The 19214-nt window shown below is 68.3% G+C and carries 17 protein-coding genes; 4 read left to right on the top strand and 13 right to left on the bottom strand.

Annotated elements, in window-relative coordinates; genetic code table 11:
* Positions 1–2: 2 nt before the first annotated feature.
* Both mycP and eccD read right to left on the bottom strand, forming a co-directional pair.
* Positions 3–1430 carry a type VII secretion-associated serine protease mycosin gene (mycP, locus tag ABH933_RS33655; RefSeq protein ID WP_429421808.1) on the bottom strand — a complete coding sequence of 476 codons (1428 nt, stop codon included), beginning with the start codon at positions 1428–1430 and terminating at the stop codon, positions 3–5.
* On the bottom strand, positions 1427–2902 hold the full coding sequence (eccD, locus tag ABH933_RS33650; protein ID WP_429455199.1) for a type VII secretion integral membrane protein EccD: 1476 nt from the start codon (positions 2900–2902) through the stop codon (positions 1427–1429). The genes mycP and eccD overlap by 4 nt, the downstream gene beginning before the upstream one ends.
* A gap of 216 nt (positions 2903–3118) precedes the next feature.
* On the opposite strand from eccD, the gene eccA reads away from it, so the two are divergent.
* On the top strand, positions 3119–4942 hold the full coding sequence (eccA, locus tag ABH933_RS33645; RefSeq protein ID WP_429421806.1) for a type VII secretion AAA-ATPase EccA: 1824 nt from the start codon (positions 3119–3121) through the stop codon (positions 4940–4942).
* A 67-nt stretch (positions 4943–5009) separates the two neighbouring features.
* On the opposite strand, the gene eccB is transcribed toward eccA, so the two are convergent.
* Complete coding sequence (gene eccB, locus ABH933_RS33640) at positions 5010–6635, bottom strand: type VII secretion protein EccB (RefSeq protein WP_429421804.1); 1626 nt, start codon at positions 6633–6635, stop codon at positions 5010–5012.
* 205 nt (positions 6636–6840) lie between these two features.
* Between eccB and eccE the strand changes: the two genes are divergently transcribed.
* Positions 6841–8640, top strand: a complete 1800-nt coding sequence (gene eccE, locus ABH933_RS33635) for a type VII secretion protein EccE (protein WP_429421802.1) — start codon at positions 6841–6843, stop codon at positions 8638–8640.
* 144 nt (positions 8641–8784) lie between these two features.
* Here eccE and ABH933_RS33630 read toward each other — a convergent pair whose 3' ends face one another.
* From ABH933_RS33630 to ABH933_RS33590, 9 genes are all read right to left on the bottom strand, one after another.
* Positions 8785–9081 (bottom strand): WXG100 family type VII secretion target, encoded by a 297-nt coding sequence (locus ABH933_RS33630; protein ID WP_429421800.1) that lies wholly within the window; start codon positions 9079–9081, stop codon positions 8785–8787.
* A gap of 33 nt (positions 9082–9114) precedes the next feature.
* Entirely contained in the window at positions 9115–9399 is a 285-nt protein-coding gene (locus ABH933_RS33625) for a WXG100 family type VII secretion target (RefSeq protein ID WP_429421798.1), read from the bottom strand.
* Positions 9400–9485: 86 nt separating this feature from the next.
* Positions 9486–10301 carry an ESX secretion-associated protein EspG gene (locus tag ABH933_RS33620; protein ID WP_429421796.1) on the bottom strand — a complete coding sequence of 272 codons (816 nt, stop codon included), beginning with the start codon at positions 10299–10301 and terminating at the stop codon, positions 9486–9488.
* Positions 10301–11326 carry a PPE domain-containing protein gene (locus ABH933_RS33615; protein WP_429421794.1) on the bottom strand — a complete coding sequence of 342 codons (1026 nt, stop codon included), beginning with the start codon at positions 11324–11326 and terminating at the stop codon, positions 10301–10303. The genes ABH933_RS33620 and ABH933_RS33615 overlap by 1 nt, the downstream gene beginning before the upstream one ends.
* A 5-nt stretch (positions 11327–11331) precedes the next feature.
* The gene (locus tag ABH933_RS33610) at positions 11332–11658 is read right to left on the bottom strand and encodes a PE family protein (RefSeq protein ID WP_429421792.1); all 327 of its coding nucleotides are present in this window, start codon (positions 11656–11658) and stop codon (positions 11332–11334) included.
* A gap of 31 nt (positions 11659–11689) precedes the next feature.
* On the bottom strand, positions 11690–13240 hold the full coding sequence (locus ABH933_RS33605; protein WP_429421790.1) for a hypothetical protein: 1551 nt from the start codon (positions 13238–13240) through the stop codon (positions 11690–11692).
* Between the two features lie 4 nt (positions 13241–13244).
* On the bottom strand, positions 13245–13550 hold the full coding sequence (locus tag ABH933_RS33600; protein WP_215924078.1) for a type VII secretion target: 306 nt from the start codon (positions 13548–13550) through the stop codon (positions 13245–13247).
* Positions 13551–13668: 118 nt separating this feature from the next.
* Complete coding sequence (locus ABH933_RS33595) at positions 13669–13971, bottom strand: YbaB/EbfC family nucleoid-associated protein (protein ID WP_429421787.1); 303 nt, start codon at positions 13969–13971, stop codon at positions 13669–13671.
* Positions 13972–14033: 62 nt separating this feature from the next.
* On the bottom strand, positions 14034–14507 hold the full coding sequence (locus ABH933_RS33590) for a hypothetical protein (RefSeq protein ID WP_429421785.1): 474 nt from the start codon (positions 14505–14507) through the stop codon (positions 14034–14036).
* 235 nt (positions 14508–14742) lie between these two features.
* Between ABH933_RS33590 and ABH933_RS33585 the strand changes: the two genes are divergently transcribed.
* Both ABH933_RS33585 and ABH933_RS33580 read left to right on the top strand, forming a co-directional pair.
* Complete coding sequence (locus ABH933_RS33585; protein ID WP_429421784.1) at positions 14743–16662, top strand: hypothetical protein; 1920 nt, start codon at positions 14743–14745, stop codon at positions 16660–16662.
* The gene (locus tag ABH933_RS33580; protein ID WP_429421782.1) at positions 16659–17444 is read left to right on the top strand and encodes an ESX secretion-associated protein EspG; all 786 of its coding nucleotides are present in this window, start codon (positions 16659–16661) and stop codon (positions 17442–17444) included. Before ABH933_RS33585 ends, ABH933_RS33580 begins: the two co-directional genes overlap by 4 nt.
* Positions 17445–17497: 53 nt before the next feature.
* On the opposite strand, the gene ABH933_RS33575 is transcribed toward ABH933_RS33580, so the two are convergent.
* Entirely contained in the window at positions 17498–19102 is a 1605-nt protein-coding gene (locus ABH933_RS33575) for a hypothetical protein (protein WP_429421780.1), read from the bottom strand.
* Positions 19103–19214 lie beyond the last annotated feature (112 nt).

Raw genomic sequence — 19214 nt, 5'->3', positions numbered from 1 at the left:
CCCTACAGCTCGCTATCTGGAGAATCACCGGAACGCTTGCGGCGCAGCGGAATCGCCAGCAGTACACCGATCCCCAGCACCGACAGGCAAGTGATCGAGCCGATGATCGCGTATTCGCGCGGGCGCGGATCCGGCGGCGACGGGAAGTACGGCGTGGGCAACGCGTGGGCCTTCTGGGCGCCGGTACCGACGGGCTCGTCCGGCAGCACCTCCGTGAGCGCGGCCACCGGATCGATAAGACCGTGCCCGACCTTGTCGTCGCGCCCCCGGCCGGGTGCGTGGGCGGTGCGCTCGATGCGGTCGATGACCTGTCCGGCAGTCAGATTCGGAAAGCGCGACCGCACCAGCGCGGCCAGGCCCGAGACGAAGGGCGTGGCGAAACTCGTCCCCTCGATGGGCCGCACGCCGTCTGTGCCGTTCACGCTGTCGACCAGTCCGGTCCCGCCGGGCTTGCTGTCCAGGGACACGATCTGGCGCCCGATCGCGGCAGCACCCATCCACGGGCCCTGCAGCGTCAGATCCGAGACCGCTCCGCTGGGATCCACCGAACCGACCGACAACACGTATTTATCGAACCACGCCGGACTCGGTATCGTCTGCACGTTTTCCCAACCGGAATCCGAGTTCTGGGTCTTGCACGGCCCGTCCGACTGCATGTTGCCGGCCGCTGCGACGACCACCACATTGTGGTTGTAGGCGTATTGCACTGCCGCGCCGAGGGTTCCGTCGGCAGTGTTCCCGCCGGCCTGGGTGCAGGCCACCTCGGACACGTTGATCACGGTGGCGCCCATATTGGTTGCCCGGACGACGGCGGCGGCGAGGGTGAGCACATTGCCGTAGCCGGCATTGGCGATGGCGCCGGGCGCCGAGGACGACGACGAGTTCGCGGCCTCGTAGGCCAGGCTCAGCTGACGGATGGACATGATGGCGGCATTCGGTGCGACACCGGCGAATCCGTCGGTCGTGCTGGGCCGCGCGGCGATGATGCCCGCGACGATGGTGCCGTGGCCGTCGCAGTCGGTGAGGCCGTCGCCGCCCGCGACGACGTAGTCGCCGCCGGGCTGCACCGGGGGCAGCCGCGGATGCGGATTCACGCCGGTATCGATGACCGCGACCTTCTGCCCGTCGCCCTTCGAGAACTTCCACGCCGTCGGAAGATCCAGCACCCGCTGCGCGATCGGCGCGTCCGCCGGGGGCGAGCCCGACAGCATCGGCGTGGCGCAGACGGTCTTCTGCTTGGTCGGCTCCAGCGGCCCGGGCCGGCCGCTCAGGTCCAGGGCGGGGCCGAGCGCGCCGGGATTCACTGTCGGCGGGGAGACCGCCGTCGCGGGCCCCGGCACCCCGAAGACGGCCGCGCCGAGAATCGTTGCCGCGCAGGCAATCCGCAGGCCACCGCGCCGGACGCCGCCGGCGTATCGCGCCCCACTCATATGCCGCGGGCCATCCCGTATACGCCCATGATCCACAGCACCAACGGAATCACCGCGATGATCAGGGCGTACTCGAACAGCTCGCTGAGCCGCCGCATGACCGGGGTGATCTCGAGGTGCGGGCCGATGATGCCGAAAACCACCACCGCCGCGGCGAACAGCAGCAGCAGCCCCACCGCGAGCAGCCGGGCGCTCGAATCGCCCAGCGCCACACCGGCCGTGGTGGCGACGAAGGTCACCGCGCCGCCGGCGATCAGCGCCCCGGCCTGGGTCAGGTCCGCGAACGAGCGCCCGCGCAGGGCCAGGATGATCGAGGCCACCGCGGCCAGCGCGATGCCCGGCCAGTGCGCGCCGCCGAGCGGATCGGCCGACCCGACCGCGCCGACCACCCCGGCCAGGGTGCATCCGGTCAGCACGCCGGTCTGATATTCGTTGGCCGCCTTGGCCCGTCGCCCCAGGCCGATGGCTGAGGGCAGGGCGGTGGCGCCGATCGCGCCGATGCCCTCGATGGTGGGGCGCGGCTCGTGGTCGGCCGGGTCGATGGCCCCGCCGGCCGTGGGCACCGGCGGGACGGGCAGCCGCGCCAGCACGGCCGACAGGCGCGGCACCGAGGAGACCACGACCAGCGCGCCCACCAGGAGCCCGGAGGCGATCTTGGGCAGCGCCGGATCCCAGATCATATGCACGGCCGCCGCGATCGCGCCGAATATCGAGACCGTGATGGCCGCCGAGAACAGCGTCGCCGCAACGCCGGTCGCGCGATAGCCCGCGGTCGCGACCAGCAGCGTCACGCAAAAGCCCAGCAGCACACGCGGACTGCCCAACGACCCCGGAATGAACAGCGCCCCGGCAGTGAACATCAGCACCAGCCCCGCCAGTGAGAGCCAGGTGGCCGACAGCGCATCGCCGTAGCGGCGCACCGCGATCGCGGCGGCGACCATGGCGGCGAGGCCGACGCCGAGCGCGATGAACGGCGCCGCCAGCCCCTCGCCCTCGGCCCGTCCGCCGGCCAGCAGCAGCATCGCGATCACCGTCGCCACGACGGCGGCGACCAGTCCGGTCCACCGGGCGGCCTGGGGAGTCCAGCCGCGGAACGAATCCGCCGTCAGCCGCGATACGGCATCGATGACATCGTCGAACAGGGCGGGCGTTTCCTTCGCGCCGACCGCCCGCAGGACCAGCAGCTCGCCGTCGAAGACCTCGGCCTCGGTCAGGGTGCGGTTCGGCGAGATGGGCTCGCGGCCAAGGCGCGCCAGCGTCCAGTGCTGGGTCTCGAGCGATCCGGCGTCCTCCTCGGTGTCACCGGGATCGGGATTGCGCGATTCGATGAGCTCGACCAGCTCGCCGATGAAGCTGGCGACGGGTATGGCCGATGGCAGCCCGACGTCGAGCTGGGTGTTCCCTCCGATGACCGACACGCGGCACAGTTCGGGCTCAGCGGCGGTCCGGCCGCCTGGTGATGGTGTGCTCATGAGACAGTCAACCCCGATCCACGGTGACCAACGGTGCTCCGCACGACGATCTGCGTGCTGGCAGAACCACTCTCACCCCGTCAAATGCGTTCACGTTGCAACCTTTCGGCAGCGAACCTTAATCTATCCGACAGGAGGGCGGGGCGCGATCGGTAGGCTGGTCAGGAGAGATACGGGAATGGCCCAACTTCTAAGAAACATCGGGGTTCGACTGTTATGACCGGCAACCGCCAAGCACAGCGCGCCTTCGACGCCGGGGTCCTGTCGCTTGGGCTGACCATCGATGGGCAAGAGGCGACGCGCGATCTGGACTACGCCAAACTGGCGTTTCAACGTGCCACCGAGTGGGATCCGACGATGTGCGACGCCTGGCTGGGCCTGGCCGCCGCCGGCGACACGTCCCGCGAGGTGCTGCTGAATCTGTACAAGACCAGCGGCACCACGCTTTATCGGGAGCAACGCCGGCTCGGGCTGCAGTCCCGCGCGCTGTCCGGGCGGTTCGTCACGGGGTTGTACATCGACTATCCGCTGGCCAACTACGCCGAGATCTGGTGCGCGCAGGCCGGTCAGCTGATCGCCGACAAGGAGTACGACGAGGCCGAGCGGGTGCTCGATGAGCTCGCCAATTTCCGGCGCGCACAGGCCCCGGGCCCGGACACCGAGGCCGACAATCGCCTCGCGGCCTACCTGCGCGGCGTCATGCACTACAACTCCCAGCGCTGGCCCGATGTCATGACGGTGCTGGCCGGATCCGCCGAGTGGGACGATCCGTACATGGCCGCCGGGGCGCACGTCATGGTCGGCTCGGCCTGCGCCCAGCTGGGCCTGTTCGGCGAGGCCATCCGCCGCATGGAGAAGGCCGAGGAGGGCCCGATCCCGGCCGCCCGCACCACCGCCATGTTCTGTCGCGGCCTGTGCCTGCGGGAGACGGGCGAGGAGCAGCAGGCGCTGGCGCTGTTCGAGAAGGTGTACTCGCAGGCGCCCGATTTCGCCGCCAACACCGAGGCGATGCGCGACCGCACCTACCGGATCACGGTCACCTCCAAGGAGACCATCGCCGCGCGCACCGACCGCTGGGACCCCGCCTCCGCGCCCTCGATGCAGGAGAAGGAGGAGGCCGAGAACCAGGACCGCGCGAAGAAGGTGCTGGAGCAGGCTCAGGAGCAGCTCAACCGCCAGATCGGCCTGAAGTCGGTGAAAACCCAGGTGGCCCGGCTGCAGTCGAGCGCGCAGCTGGCCAAGATCCGCGCCGAGAAGGGCCTGGCGGCCGCCGCGCGCGGCAACCACCTGGCATTCACCGGCCCGCCCGGCACCGGTAAGACCACCATCGCCCGCGTGGTCGCCAAGATATATTGTGGCCTCGGCATTCTGAAGACAGACAAGGTCGTCGAGGCCAAGCGTGTCGACTTCGTCAGCCAGAATCTCGGTGGCACCGCGATCAAGACCGAGGCGGTGATCGACAGCGCCATGGACGGTGTGCTGTTCATCGACGAGGCGTACACGCTGATCCAGACGGGCCTGTCCGGAGGTGACGCGTTCGGCCGCGAGGCCGTCGACACCCTGCTGGCCCGGATGGAGAACGACCGCGACCGGCTCGTGGTGATCATCGCCGGATACGACGGCGAGATCGATCGGTTCCTGGCCGCCAACGACGGTCTGGCGTCCCGCTTTTCCAAGCGCCTGCAGTTCCCCTCCTACAACGCCGAGGAGCTCGGCCAGATCGGCGGCGTCGTCGCCAAGGCCCGTGACTCCGAATTGTCCCTCGAGGCACAGCAGATCCTGGTCACGGTCTGCGAACGGCTGTACAACCTGGAGAGCACCGATCAGAGCGGCAACCCCCGCCGCGGCGTCGACCTCGCCGGCAACGGCCGCTTCATCCGCAACGTGATCGAGGCCGCCGAGGAGGAGCGGGAATTCCGCCTCGCCAACGATGATTCGGTCGATCTCACCCAGATCGACGAGTCGGCGCTGATGCGCATCGAGGCTCCGGACATGCACGCGGCCCTGTCGACCGTGCTGTCCTCGCTCGGCCTCGCATAGCCTGCAGCCCTGAACAACTGAGCCCCTGCGCGACGAACGTCGCACAGGGGCTCAGCTTTTCGTGCCGTCAGTTCGTGTTCGCCGCCGGGACCGCGTGGGGAGTCGGGATCGGCTGCGGGCGCGCGACCGGGGTGGCCGTCGAGGTCGGGGTGGCCGACGGCGTGGACGCGTCCGGGGAGCCGTCGGAGCTGTCGCCGGTGGGCAGGGTGTCGTAACTGGTCAGGGCGTTCTTCTGGGACAGTGTCGGGCCCGGGATCAGCTGCCCGACGATCGACCAGGGCGCCAGGTGCGGGGTGCCGCCCAGGCCCAGCAACTTCCCGGTGGCCAGATCCGGTATGCCGAAACGGATTCCGTTGTCGGTGATGTAGAACAGTCCGTCGCGGCGCAGGCTGCCCGAATCCATCCCGGTGGTCTGCACGTACTCCCCCGTCATCGGCTTGACGTAGACGTTGTCCACGTGGTCCGCGGAGCCGGTCGGGCTGGACAGCTTCACCGGCTGGTCGGTGCCCGGCAGCGGCAGGTGGGTGCCGACCAGCAGCCGCACGGTGGCCTTGTCGGCCGGATTGCTGGAGTCGGTCACCGCCTGCGTCGCCTGCCCGGCGCTCTTGTTCCACGATACGCAGGCCACCGGATCGTCCTCGGCGGAAATGAGTTTCGGGATCGCGTTGGGGAAGTGCGTGATAGGCAGCGAGGTGACCACCGAGATGCCACCCAGCACATCGGGTGTCACGGCCTTGACCTCACTCATCCCGTGCGAGTCGGCGTTGCGGATCATCTGCGCGGCGAACGGGCCGATCTTCTGCACGCCATCGGCGAGCACCACGTACATGTCCGGCGGACCGCTGCCGTCCGCGGCGGCCACCGAAATGACGCCTCCCACAGGCACACTCGACAACTTGCCGGGGCCGGGCGCCCCGGCCTGCGGAATGGTCGGCGGGGCCAGCGGCGGCTCCGGGTTCGCGACGTCGAGCAGGGCCGTGCCCGTCGGGCGAGCGGGATGGTTGGCCAGGTTCAGCGTGCGCGCGACGACCGTATCGTTGGGATCGATCTCGGAGCGCTTGCCGTCATACAGCAGGTACTCCTTGTCGCCGTGTTTGACCAGCACCCCTTCGTTGTTTGTCGCGATGCGTGCCTGCGAACCCAGCTGGGGCGGCCCGGCCACCACGGTCGAGGTGGTGGTCGAGCTGCCGAAGGCGTTGCCGTTCGCCGAGAGGGTGACCGTCTCGCACATCGACCAGTCCGAATGCTGGCCCTGCGCGGACCCCGGCAGTGCGGCGGGCGCGCCCGGAATCCCCACCAGCGGACCGAGGGTGTACGAGCTCAGCTTGTCGTCCGCCACCGACGTCGGGGTTTCGGCGCTCCCGGCAATCAGCCTGGCGGAGGCCAGATTCAGCGCCGGATGCAGCGCGGTGGTGCCCGACTGGTCCTTCACGATGACGTACAGCGCGCCGCTGGTCTTGCCGAGAATGATCCGCGCGTTGCCGATCGAGCCCTGCGGATGGATCAGGGCCAGGATCGCGGCGCCGGCCACCCCGAGGATGCCGAGGATGGCGCCGATGATCAGCGAGCGGGACTGCGAGCGCATCGGGTCGTGCAGCATGCGCACGTCGCGGCGGACCATGGCGTGGTCGAGCCGGCGCAGCAGGAATCGATAGCCATTGACCTGTGCGCGGGTGGTGAGCTGAGCCGGCACTGGATCTCCCTCGAAACGCTAGGTCGTCGCCGCACCCGGTAAAACGGTGCGCCCCTCATGTCAAAGCCTATGTGGTTGTCCCTGTACCACGCCACTCGCAGCCGGAACAGGTAACGTAATCCGGGAAACCGGCCGATCCCACCACACGGGCGCCGCCGGTTTTGCACCATATTCTCATGAGCACAGTGGGGAAAGCCCGGTAACGATGACCGAAGAAGCGATCGTCTACACGGGGCCGAATCCTGCCCCCAACGCCGGCGCACCGACCGGTGCCCCCGGCCGCGCCCGCACCCCGGTGGCGCTGCACGATCAGGATTTCTGGTTCTTCCGGAACTTTCCGCTGCGGCTGGTCATCCCGGTGCTGCTGCTGGCCGCACTGGCGGGCTGGATCGCGATGGCCTTCAAACTGCCCTGGTACTACTGCGTTCCGATCGGCGTGGTCGTCGTGCCGATCGCGCTGGCGCCGGTACGCCGCCGGCACCCGCGCTCGATCGCCGCGATGATCGCGGGCGCCATGGCCTTTCGCCTCAACAAGTGGCAGCACGATCCGAGCAAGGAGCCGCCGGAGGCGTTCGACGTGCCGCTGCCCGAGGGCGGCAGCTACGGCGTGCGCTGGGACGACGACCGGCTGATCACCATGCTGCGGATCGAGCCGCCGCCGGACTCGATGACCTGGCTGCGCCCGGGTTCGCTGGGCTCGCGCCAGGACCTGCAGCTCAGCGAGATCGCCAGCTGCCTGGGGCAATTCGACATCACACTCGATTCGATCGACATCGTCAGCACCGGGGCGCGCACCGCCAGCAACGGCGCGGTGGCCTGGCTCTACGACCGGATCCTGGGCCCGCTGCCCGCGATCGGCCGCCGCACGGTGTGGCTGGTGCTGCGGCTGGACCCGCTGGCCAACGCCGAGGCGGTGGACAATCGCGGCGGCGGCGGGACGGGCGCGCTGCGGGCGGCCATCATCGCCACCCGCCGGGTATCGAATCGTCTTGCGGCACGCAACATTACGGTGTCGGTGCTGACGGCGAGCGAAATCAACAGCGCGGTACGGCAACTCACCCACGGCATCAGCCCGGACCAGTTCAAGGAATCCCCGGATACGCTGGAATATCAGGGACTACACCTGACCAGCTACGCGATCGGGCGCGATCTGATCGCCTCTCCGGGTTTCGCTGACCTGTGGGCCGCGCCCAGCCTGTCCACCACCATCACCGTGCGGCTGCGGCCCATGCCCTCACGGGCGGGGCGCGAGGAGAACGCCCAGCCGACCATCTCCCTGCACGCGCTGGTGCGCTTCGACACCATCCGCGAGCCCGCGGAGGCGCCCGTGCCGGGCCTGCGCCGGCTGCCCGGCCAGCAGCTGCGGGCGCTGCTGGACAGCCTGCCCATCGCCACCCCGCGCGGGGACACCCCCGACGATCACCGCGGCCCGCTGGACGCGCTCAACGGCCTGGTCGTACCCACGGCCGGCTGTGGCCAGCTCATCGGCGCCGACCCGACCGGCCGCGGCATCGCGGTGCCGCTGATCGGCGAGGGCACCAGGCATCTGGAGGTCATCGGCAAGCTCGACCTGGCCCAGCAGGTGGTGCTGCGCGCGATCGCGCTGGGTGCGCACACCGTGGTGCACACGATGCGCCCGGACGCGTGGAACACCATGGTCACGAACGTCGGCGCGCCGGGCTCGCTGTCGCTGGCGCCGCGCTCCGCGGGCGCCAGCCATCACCCGCCGCTGCCCGCGGTGCAGCCCGGAAGTCCCTATCCCACAACGACGGTCGTGGTATTCGACGGCATCACGCCCACCGCCCTGCCCGGCGGTGCGACGATCCTGCACGTGCGCGACGAGAACGGGCCGGAAAGCCCCTTCGACCCCGATGTCACGCTGTCCCAGGATCCCTCGCAGCCGAATATGATCACCGTGCGCACCGCTACCGATGCGGCGACGGTGCAGATGGTCACGACGCCCGACGAAATGCAGTACATCGGTGAATCGCTGGCCACGCGTTAATATTTCGTCACTGTACGGTAAGTGAACGCTGGCAATACAATTCGGGAGAATTACCGAAAAATTACCGAAAACAATTCGGCCGATCGAGCATCTGCTCGACCGGCCGAATCTGTGTAGTCGTCCTACACGGTCTCGGGGACCGCATCAGAAAACGTTGAACCCCTGGCCAACCGCGGAGTCCGCCGCCAGCGCGCGGTGCAGCGCGTCCTCGACCGACTGCTGGAGCTGGTTCAGCACCTGCAGCTGGTCGTCGTAATCGGTGCCCCACTTCTTGAAGACCGCATCGAAGTTCTCGTTGGCGCTGTCACCCTGGAGGGCGTTGTGGAACTGCGCCGCGTAACCCTTGAGGTTCTCCGCCTCGGTGTGCAGCGTGGAGCCCGAGTGCTGCAGGTCGTCGTACAGGGTGTTCATTGCCGCAGGGTCGTAATAGATCTCACCCATTGATCATTCCTCCGTTCGAGAAGTATGGAATTACTAGTGTCCGGCGTTGCCCTGGTCCATAGAGATCAGCTTGTTCAGGCCGTCCTTCACGGCGTTGGTCAGCATGTCCAGATCATTTTCCAGCGTCTTGGCCGTGTCGTGCCAGTTGCTGGAGGCACTCATGAACGCGCCATTGGCGTCGCCCTTCCAGCCTGACCTGACCTGCTGGGCCGCGTCGTCGATCTTGGAGATCTCGCCACGGATAGCGTTGATGGAATTCTCGAAATTCGACGCCAGCGTCTTGACGGCGTCTAGATTGGCGCCAACTGCTCCAGCCATTGTTCACAACCTCTCATCTTGGTTACTTATCGGAGATCGCATCCGATCTCCTTCAGAATAAGGGACTTTCGCATATCTTTCAGGACTTATTGCCGCAGCCACCTTCCCCCGGGCAGCAATTCGATCAGCGCCGAAATCGCCTGCGCGATCCGCTGATCCGTGCCCGGTGTGACCGTCGACCACGGGGTCTGGTCGGGTGCGATGCCCGGCGTTACCACGATCCGGCCGCGGCCGGTGTCGTAGACCGCGATCGCGCCCGGCGCTCGGGTGGTGATGCCCTCGTCATGGTCGTAGGCCACGATCTCGGCATAGGCATGGCAGGACTCGAAAGCGAGCCCGAGCAGGGTGGCCTCGCGGCCCTGTACCCCGAGCGCGAAGCACGCGTCGGCGTAGTCGGCGGCGGTGGTGGCCTCGTTGAGGCGCTCGCTCAGTTCGTCTGAGTGCGCGCTGAATTCGGTGATCTCGGCGGGTGTGCCGGAGCCCAACACGCTCAGCAGCGGGCGGGCCAGCGAAGCGGCCGCCGAACCGTCGGCCCAGACGGACTGCACGTCGAACTCGTCGCCGGTGCGCACCGCGAACGCGTGGTCGTTACCGCGCAGGGCCAGGCAGGCCCGCACGACAACGGTGGGGGCATCGGGATTCTCCGGGGTGCGGTAGGCACGCACCACCAGTTCGCGCTCCGGCTGCGACAGCGCGAACAGCGCCTGCGCCAGCTCGGGGCTCACCTCGCCGTAGGAGTCGAAGATGCCCGCGGCGGTCAGCCCGGCGACGGTCTCCTCCTGGGCGTTTCGCCACTCGTCGTACGAATCATGCTGCGGCGCCACGGCCAAGGCCACGGGCAGGGTCTGCACCCCGAGCCGCTCGGCGACCGCGAACAGGCCGTCGTTGGTCAGCGTCGTCATCAGGCCGCCCCGGGCTGCGGGTTGCCGTGGGACTGCGTCTGTGTCTGTGTGGGCGCCGCGGGGGCCGACGTCGAACCGCCGAGAACCGCCGGGGCGCTGACGATTCCGCTGTCGACGCCGATATGGTCGGCGCCCTCGATCGTCAGCCCGGCGCGATGCTCGACCTCGACCTGGGATGCGGGCATGGCGGGGGCGCCCGCCGCGATGGGGCCCGGCAACGGCGTGGCGGGCACCTGGCCGACGGCGTCGGCCGTCGCCGCGACCGGAACCTCCTGCGCCACTTCCTGCGTCGCGGGCGCGTCGTCGTACGCCGGTGCGACGTAGGCGGTCGGCGCCGGCGCGGGCATCGCGGCGGACAGGGCCGCGGGGTCGAAGCCCTGCGGCAGTGCCGCGGAGGAGATCTGGGGCATCGACGGCAACTGCGACATCGGCGACCCGGCCCGCTCGGCGATCAGCGCGGCATCGGAGGTCAGCACCGGCGGATGGTCCTGCGACCAGGGGGTGGCCAGCGGTTCGGTCGCGGCCTCGTAGATGCGCATCACCCGCGACGCCGCGGCCTTGGCGGCGTCGGCATTGGTATCGGTGACCGCGGCGACGGCGTGAATGGGCGAGCCGAGGGCGGCGCCCATCGACTGCAGCATCTGCTGCGCCTGGACGATCAGCTCGATCTCGGCCATGTTCGGCATCGTGAGCCGGGCCAGCTCGTTGGCCGCGGCCTGCTGCTCGGCCTTGGCGGCATTGGCAGCCGCGGCCTGGGCCGCGCCGCCGAGCCAGTCGCGCAGGCTCGAAAGCCGGTCGTGCACATCGGCACTGGAGACCGACTGCCAGGCGCCACGCAGGGAGACCAGGATGGCCTCGTATTCGACCACCGCGGCACCGAAGCTGGCGGCCAGGCGCGACCAGGCGACGCCCGCCTCAGCCATCGGCAGGGGGCCGGGACCGGTGCCGAGATCGCGCGCGAGCCGGTCGGGCTCGCGCGCCTCCCAGACCACGCCGGTGAACCCGGACTGCGGTGGTTCGATCATGGCGCCTATACCTGCCGCGCCGATTCGATCCCGGCGGCGTTGTCGCTCTCCGTCTGACCGAAGTGGTTGACCTGCGCGCGCAGCGAGGCGGCCAGCTTCTGCAGTTCGGCGACACCGCCGTCGGCGCTCGTGTTGAACGAGCCCGAGACATCGTTCATGGTGCCCGCCGCGCGCAGCGACACCTCGTCGGCGCCGGCCGGCGGGACGGTGAGCGCGGCCTTGCTGGCGGCCAGGTCGTCGCGCAGGCGCTGGGCCAGCGCGTCCAGGCGACCGGCTGCCTCGGTGGCGGCCTGGGGGTCGAAATAGACTCCGTCGGACTTGTTCTCGGTCATGACGTCCTCACAATCGGTTCGACAATCACCATCACAACGTCAATTCTTTGTCCGGTGGCGCCTCGACGGTCTGCGGACTGGCGAGCGCGCCGACCACCGGCATCGTCACACCCTCCATCGGACCGACGACCGCGTCGCCGTTGTTACTCGTCACCAGGTTGTGGCCCGCCGCGTCGCCGATGGCCGAGGCCGTCGTGCTCTTCGTCGCGCCCATCGCCGCCGCACCGCCGCCCATCGGCATCATGGGTGAGGACCCACCGACCGACGAGGCCTCCACCGGCTCGGCGGCGACGCCCGTGCCTGCGGTCGAGGCCGGAGTCGCGGTACCCGCGGGCGCTGTGCCCGCCCACGGGCTGAGCGGGGTGGCCGGCACCGCGGCCACGGCACCGCCGCCACCACCGAGACCGAAACCTCCACCGCCCAGCGAACTTCCGCCGGACTCACTCTTGTAATCGCCGAGTGCCGCGGAATCGTTAATGGATTTGGCCGCGGCGCTCGGGTTGAGTGACTGCCCGACGCTGGCCAGCTGCTGCGCCGACTGCATGCCGGTGCTGAGCAGACTGCTTGCGGGAGAGAGCAATTGCATGAGCTGCTGCAGCGAGCTGCCCGACGACGAGGAGCCCGAGGACGACGCCGCGTCCGCCAGCGAGGAGACCGACTTGACCCCGGTGGGCGCGGCGGTGACCTTCACCTTCTTGCCTGCCGCGGTCATGTTCACCGAGTGAACCGCCATCTGCGCGCGCGTATTCGCCGTCACCCCAAGGCCTTCGGCGATCGCCTCCGCCGTCGCCTCGAGCAGGAATGCCTGCCCGCCGGGGACGACGAGGAACGGCGCCGTGATCGCGGCGGTGGTCAGGTATTTGCCCATGACCGCCGCCATCTGCGCGCCGCCGAGGGCCACCGATCCGGCGCCCGCGCCGAGAATCGCCTTCTGGCTGCCACTCTGGGTGGCCAGCTCGGTACCCGACGAGGCCGCCTTCGCACCGGTCGCGGCCGCCTGCTGCGAACCCTGGCCCTGCCACAGCTGCATCAGCAGCGGCAGGGCCGTGCTGCCCAGCTGCAGGACGGTCTGCAGGCCGGTGCTGATGGCCTGCAGGACCTGGGTCGGATCGGGGGTGTTCGGATGCGAAGCCTGGCCGGAGCCAGGCGCATTCGACCCCGCGGGCGCGCCCGGCTTGTTGGGCTGCGGCGAATTGTTCGTCGCCGCGGGCGCATTCGGGGTCGCGGGCTTGCTCTGCGGGTTCGCCGGGGAGTTACTCGCCGCCGGGGCGTGCGAGACGGCCGGGGCGTTGCTGGTCGCCGGTGGAATGCTCGGGGCCACACCGACCGCCGGATGCGTGGCGCCCCCGCCGAACTGTCCGGTGCCGAAGGCCGAGGCCATGTCCGTCAGCGGGCGGACGATGGCCGTCAGGTCGATCTGCGGCAGCGGCGGCAGCCCCGGCAGCGGGGGCATCGGGGGAAGCTGCGGCAGCTGCGGCAATCCCATGCCGTGCAGGATGTGGCTCACCGGCTGGTCCATCATGGGCGCCAGCGAACTACCCCGCAGCAGACTGGAGATGCTCGGGTCGATGGGGGCGTTCATCGGCTCAGACCGAACCGATGTGACCGGCCGACGAATCGTCGGTGTTCTGATAGTGATTCGCGGCGTCGTACGCGGTCAGCGCGGTGCCCGCATGCACCTCGGCCAGCTCGTTCACCGAGGAGATGTGGTTGGCCTGCGCATAGGCGAAGGAGGCCAGGAAATCCTGGCCGATCAGGCCGAAGACCGGGACCGCGGCGCCTACCGTGGCAGCCTGGTCGACGTTCCCAACCGTGGCGATGGTGGTCGCCATGGTTGCCGAGGCGTCCCCGTATCCTCGAATGGCATCTGGTGTCGCGGCAAGACGGTCCATCGAATTCCCCGCTCTGGTAAGGCAAACGTGTTGTAACAATGGTAGACAGACTGACCTACATCTCGCCAAGGTTCGGCTGCCCCCAAAACATGGGTTCGGCCACTTCGCCCTGCAAGATTCACCAGCTGGCAACCTCGTCGTTGAAAGTATTAACCAGATCGGCCCGCTCGGCGAATGCGTTACGCGCCGCGGCATAGGCCGTGGTCACGAGGGTCTGCTCGAACTGCTCGGGCGTCATGTGCGAAATCCCGTCGGACAGTTCGAGATCCAGCAACGCGCCGTTGCCGTCCACCTCGACCGTCATCGAGCCGTCCTCGGACGTCTCCCGGCCCCGGATCCCGGCCATGTCGTCGCCGAGATCGCGCATGCGGTATAGCCGCTTGCGCACGCTGGCCTCCAGCTCATCCATCGACTCGTACATGCTGCTCCCTCATACCATTCCCCCCTGAACTCTTCGTCAACCCTGTCGCCGGCCGGCCCGTGTCAGATGGACCGCAGCCAGCTCTCGGGCTCGGTCTCGTACTCGTCTTCCTCGCGCAGCTCGGCCTGCGCGACCTCCTCCGTGGTGGGAAGACGCATCAGCCGCAGCATTTCCGGTGCGACCCCGGCCTCCTCGAACTCGGTGCGCCGGGCGAGGGCGGCGCGGTTGGCGGCCTGTTTGCACAGCCGCACCACCTCGCTCGCCAATGCCCGTGGGTCGCGCTTCAATTCGGCCGGATCCACCGAGATACCCAGCGGCAGGCCCTGTTCTGTGGTACGCACCGTGATGGAACCGGTCCGCGAGCTCGCGGTCCACTCGGTGAGTACGGGCTGCTGCTGATCGACGCCCGAATCGCCCTGCTCGCCCGCATCATCGGGGCCATCGTCCGATCTCCCGGACTCGCCGACGATCGCATCGCTGACCACCGCATCACTGACGACCCGGTCGATGTCGAACCCGGCACTCTCGGTGCTCATCTGGGAACCCCCACCTCATCGAACCGGCCATGTCCAGCGAACATGGTCTCAGCGTACGTCGAACGGGACGCCCCCGCTCCTCAATTCCCCTCCGCGCACGCCCCCAGGACTAATGTCTTGGCCGCCACCGCGCGGGTGTGCCAGGATCGATCTCGCGGGGACCCGAGTTGTCGTGAGCTTACCTCGATCACACGAGGCGTAACCGCGGACATCGAGTCGGTGAGGAGAGTCTGCTGTGGGTGACAACGATCTCGGCCAGACCCTGAGTCAGTACGGGTCGACGAAGAACGGTGCCAATCGCCTCACACTTCCCGACGGGCAGGGGCGGCAACTGGCGGGAGTGGTAGCGGATGTGCTGGCCCTGGTGACCGCCGCACGCAAAGATGCATCCGATTCCAAACTCGGTGCGCCGACCGATATCAGCAGTCTACCCGAAAGCGTCCTACTGACACAGAAATTCGCGAATCGGGGCAAGGAACTCGACACCATTCTCGGCGATCAGGAAAAGGCGCTGACCGATCTCGGTGAGGCCTTCGTCCTGGTGGACAAGACCTACCAGGGCGCCGATTCCAATTCCAACCAGCAGTTCGACGCCATCGCGAAGAAGGCGGATCCGGGCAAGTACCAGATCAAGGCGCGTGACCCGCGTCAATACGGCAGCCTGCTGGATGCCACCGTCGGCAAGAACTGGATGGATCCCTACCTCGGTCAGGAGCAGGACCAGGAGTCGAGTACCAAACAGTACGACGACCAGCCACCGTCGTCGGACCAGATCGCACAATATGGCAAAAACGGCATGACGCCCGATTCGATAGATGTCATTCCCGAGTACGGAATGCAGATCGGCTGGAAGACCCAGATGCAGGGCTTCGTCAACTCCGTCTACGGGGCCGCGGACGCCAACATGTTCGTGGCGTGGGCCTGGTGCCGCATATCGACCGAACTGTCCGGCGCCTTCAATGATCTGACCTCACAAATGTCGACGGTCAGCAAGAACTGGGAGGGCAATGGTAAGGAGGCGGCCGCCGCGGCCACCTCGTCGTACGTCACGACGACCCAGCCGTTGACCGACTACATGAACGTGATCGGTACGACGCTCAGCTGGCTCAGCCGTCAGATGATGAATCTGCAGGGCCCGGTCGGTATGGCGTGCAACGATGTCGACCCGGGCTCGCCCGGCGACAAGAACGGCGACATCGCCCATATCAACGACGACGAAGCTCGCGCCCTCGCCGCCGGTCTGATGGACAAGGGATACCGACCCGCGTTGACCACCGCCTCGTCGGCGATGTTCCAGCTTCCCGCACCGGCGAATCCGCTTGCCGCCAAACCGAATCCGAACCCCAACCCCAATCCGAATCCGAACCCCAATCCGAACCCCCATCCCAATCCATCACCGTACTCCTCGCCGAGCCTCAGTCCGAGTCCGAGTCCGAGTCTCTCGACCGCCAGCCAGCGTTCGACCCAGAACGCCCTGGCGAACGAGCAGCAACAGCAACAGCGGGACCTCGCCAAACAGCGAGCCGCAGAGCAAAAGCAGCAGCAGGAGCAGCAGGCCCAGCAGCAGGAAGCTCTGAAGGCACAGGAGAAGCAGCAACAAGAACAGCAGCAACAGCAAGCCGCCCAGCAGAAGGCATCCCAGGAGCAACAGGCAACACAACAAGCCGCGCAGACCGCACAGCAGGGGTTGCAGCAACTCATGCAGACCGGTCAGCAGCTGGCCCAGCAGGGGTTGTCGGCCGGCCAGCAGAGCGCCGCCGCCAGCCTCGCAGACGGCCTGTCCAGCGTTCCGGGCCTGGCGAGCATGGCGAGTTCCCTGGGTGGCCTCGGCAAGAGCTTGGGCGGCGGCGGCAAGGCCCTCGGCGATGAGCTGTCCCAGCTGAGCAAAGAATCGGTGGCCTCGTCCAAGCTGTTCCCCCGCGCGGCCAGCGCAGCACAGCTCGAGGATGCCATCGCCGGCGAGGCGAAGGCCGGAATCGCCGCGGGCGCATCGAGTTACGGCTCACCCGGTATGGCCGGAATGGGCGGGGCGGCACGGGGCGGGCAGCAGCAGGACAAGGAGCGCAAGCGCGCCGAATTCCTCGATTCCGAGGAATGGCTCGAGGCCGCGCTCGGTGAGGCCCCCGTCGTCGCCAAACCCATCGTCGAGCAATGAACCGATCCTGGAAGTTCAGCGAATTCGAGTTCCTCGCCCTGTGGGAATCGGTGCAGGACGATTACCTTCCCATTCCGCTGTCGCATGTCGCGCCGGGGCGGGGCGAGTTCGAGCGTCTCAAACGCGTGGCCATCGAGGAACTGCGCCGGAAGGGCGATCAGGAGTTCGGCGAGGCCCTCGACGCGATCGCCGATCCGGATATCAAGGTGACGCTGCGCGCCCTCGACAACCGCAATCCGGAAAACCCGGAACACAGCATCCGGATGTACGGTGCGCGCAAGGGCGGTCAGGGCTATGTGGTCCGGCAGTTGCCCGGGGAAACCATCTGGCACAGTAGCGGATTCATCGTCACCGAATGCAGCGCGATAGGCCTGGCCGACGAGATCGTGCGCGAATTGCCCGACGCATCTCCCAGCAAGATCTCCAACCTGGCGCTGCGCGCCGACCCACAACAACGGGATTCACCGAATTACGAATACGTCGAGTCCGCGGTATTCGACTCCTTCGAAGAGTCCGGAATGGACCGGACCAAACGGTTCTTCGCCACCCCTGTGGGCACCATCGCATTGGTCAAGGTGATCCAGGGGAAATCGCGATTCGGACCGCGCGGGATCACGAGCCGCATGCTCGAATTACGTGATCTGGTGGACGACGGGCGTTGCGCAATCACTTTCGACTCCCCACGGATCGTGCGGGGTGTCGATGCCCGGAAGCTGGTTGATCTGATCAACAACGAGGTCGCTACGGTGGTCCGCGCGATCAAGCACGAGCGCAGCGATTAGAGAGCGCCGCCCCGGGGCAGCTGCTGACCCCGGGGCGCCGGAAATCGGTTGTCTCAGAGCGTGAAGTCGGCCGCGGCGCCGGTCTGCCGCCGGTTGAAGCGTTCCTCGAACCCCTCGATGTAGATGGATGGCGCCGTCGACGAGGACGACTGCTCGATCACGCCGTCGTCGGCGATGTAGAAGATGGCGCGGCCGATCGCGATCTCCCCCTCGGGAACCGGAACGAACACCATCCAGCCCACATTCAGGCGCTCGGCGACCAACTCGTCCAACGGATATCGCGAGGTGTCGATCCCCAGGCCCTGAATGTGCTCGCGGACCAGGATGATCGCGCGGTCCTGCGCCAGCGCGACCGGCACCGCGGTGACCAGGCCCGCCAGCGACAGCTGATACAACGCGCCGTCGACATCGTCGGACGGGTCGTCGAACAGCGCGGCGAGCGTATTGCGGGTCACCACACCGGCTTCCGCGGCCGCCACCAGGTTCGCCGCCGCCGTGCGCTGCTCCTCGGTGGGATCCGCGCTGACGACGCCGCACACCACATCGGCGACGGTCTGCGCCGACCACACCCCGGGCACGGCCGCGCTGATCCGGTCGGAGGTCGGGGACTCGCCGCGGTACCAGCTGCCGCGGTCCCACCAGTAGCAGAACGAGAGCATGCCGCGCGCGGCGCGCGGGTTGAGCACCTGGTTCGCCACCCACTCCGGGGCGCCGGCATACACGTCCGGCATCGGCTCGCCGTCGTTGTAGGCCGCGTCCAGTTCGGGGGCATCCCACACGCCGCCGGAGAGCACCGCGCGCCCGCCGGGCAGCACGTACAGCGTGGAGCCGCTGCGCGCGGAACCCTCGAAGACGCCCAGCGCGGGCAGGATTCGCGGACCCCACTCCGAGCCGATGGCCACGAAGGCCGCCGCGATCGTCGCCCAGCGCGCCCACAACACCGGCAGCACCGGGAAGTCGTCGGACGAGGCCACGGCGGTGATGCCCGCCTCCTGGTCGTTGCGCGTCTGCGCGGCGGCCTGCTGCGGCGTGCGCCACTGGCGGTTATCGTGGCCGATGTAGGCCGCGAGCCAAACCGGCACCCGGTCGCGCGGGAAGGCCTGCAGATCGGCCAGATACGCGTCCGGGATCAGCAGCTGATCGTCGGGGAAGGGCTCGTCGCCGTAGTCGTAATCGACCTCGACCTGACCGGTGACGTCGAGCTGCACCACCATCCGCCACCACGGGCCGTCGCCCAGCTGCGCGGACAGCTCGCGCTGCATGCCGACGAGTTCGAGGATCTCGGTGGAGGGTTCGAGCCGCGCGACGCGGTCGGCGTCGTCGTAGTAGAGGGTGTAGCTCACCCCGCCGGCGACCGTGAGCGCGAAGATCGCCTCGAGCCGCCGCCAGCCCTCCGGGCCCGCGACGGCCAGCTCCCGCGCGATGCTGTGGGCCAGCTGGGTCGCCTGCTCCTCGACCGAGGACGCGGCCGGTTCCTGCGGCGCCTCGGAGTCAGCGTCGACTAGCGACTTCTCCGCTGCGGGCTCGGCGGATTCACCGGCGGCGGGGGCCTGCGCGGCGGGCGGCGGCGCGGACGGCGCACCGCCGAGGCCACTCAGGCTGAAGTTGACGTCCGGAGCCTCGCCGCCCTCGGCGGGATCCTGCTGCGGATCGGTCATATGGTCACGTCCTCCTTGTTGCCGCAACGGTCTGCCTCATCGCCGGCAACGGCAATCTTGCCGCGTGCGCCGCCGTCACGCCATACAACGGTATCGCTTCTCGGCGTCGACG

It is taken from the genome of Nocardia sp. GP40 (genome assembly GCF_050434125.1).
Classification (GTDB): Bacteria; Actinomycetota; Actinomycetes; order Mycobacteriales; family Mycobacteriaceae; genus Nocardia; species Nocardia albiluteola.
Note: the sequence above shows the minus strand (reverse complement) of the source record. Positions and strands in the feature narration are given on the sequence as shown.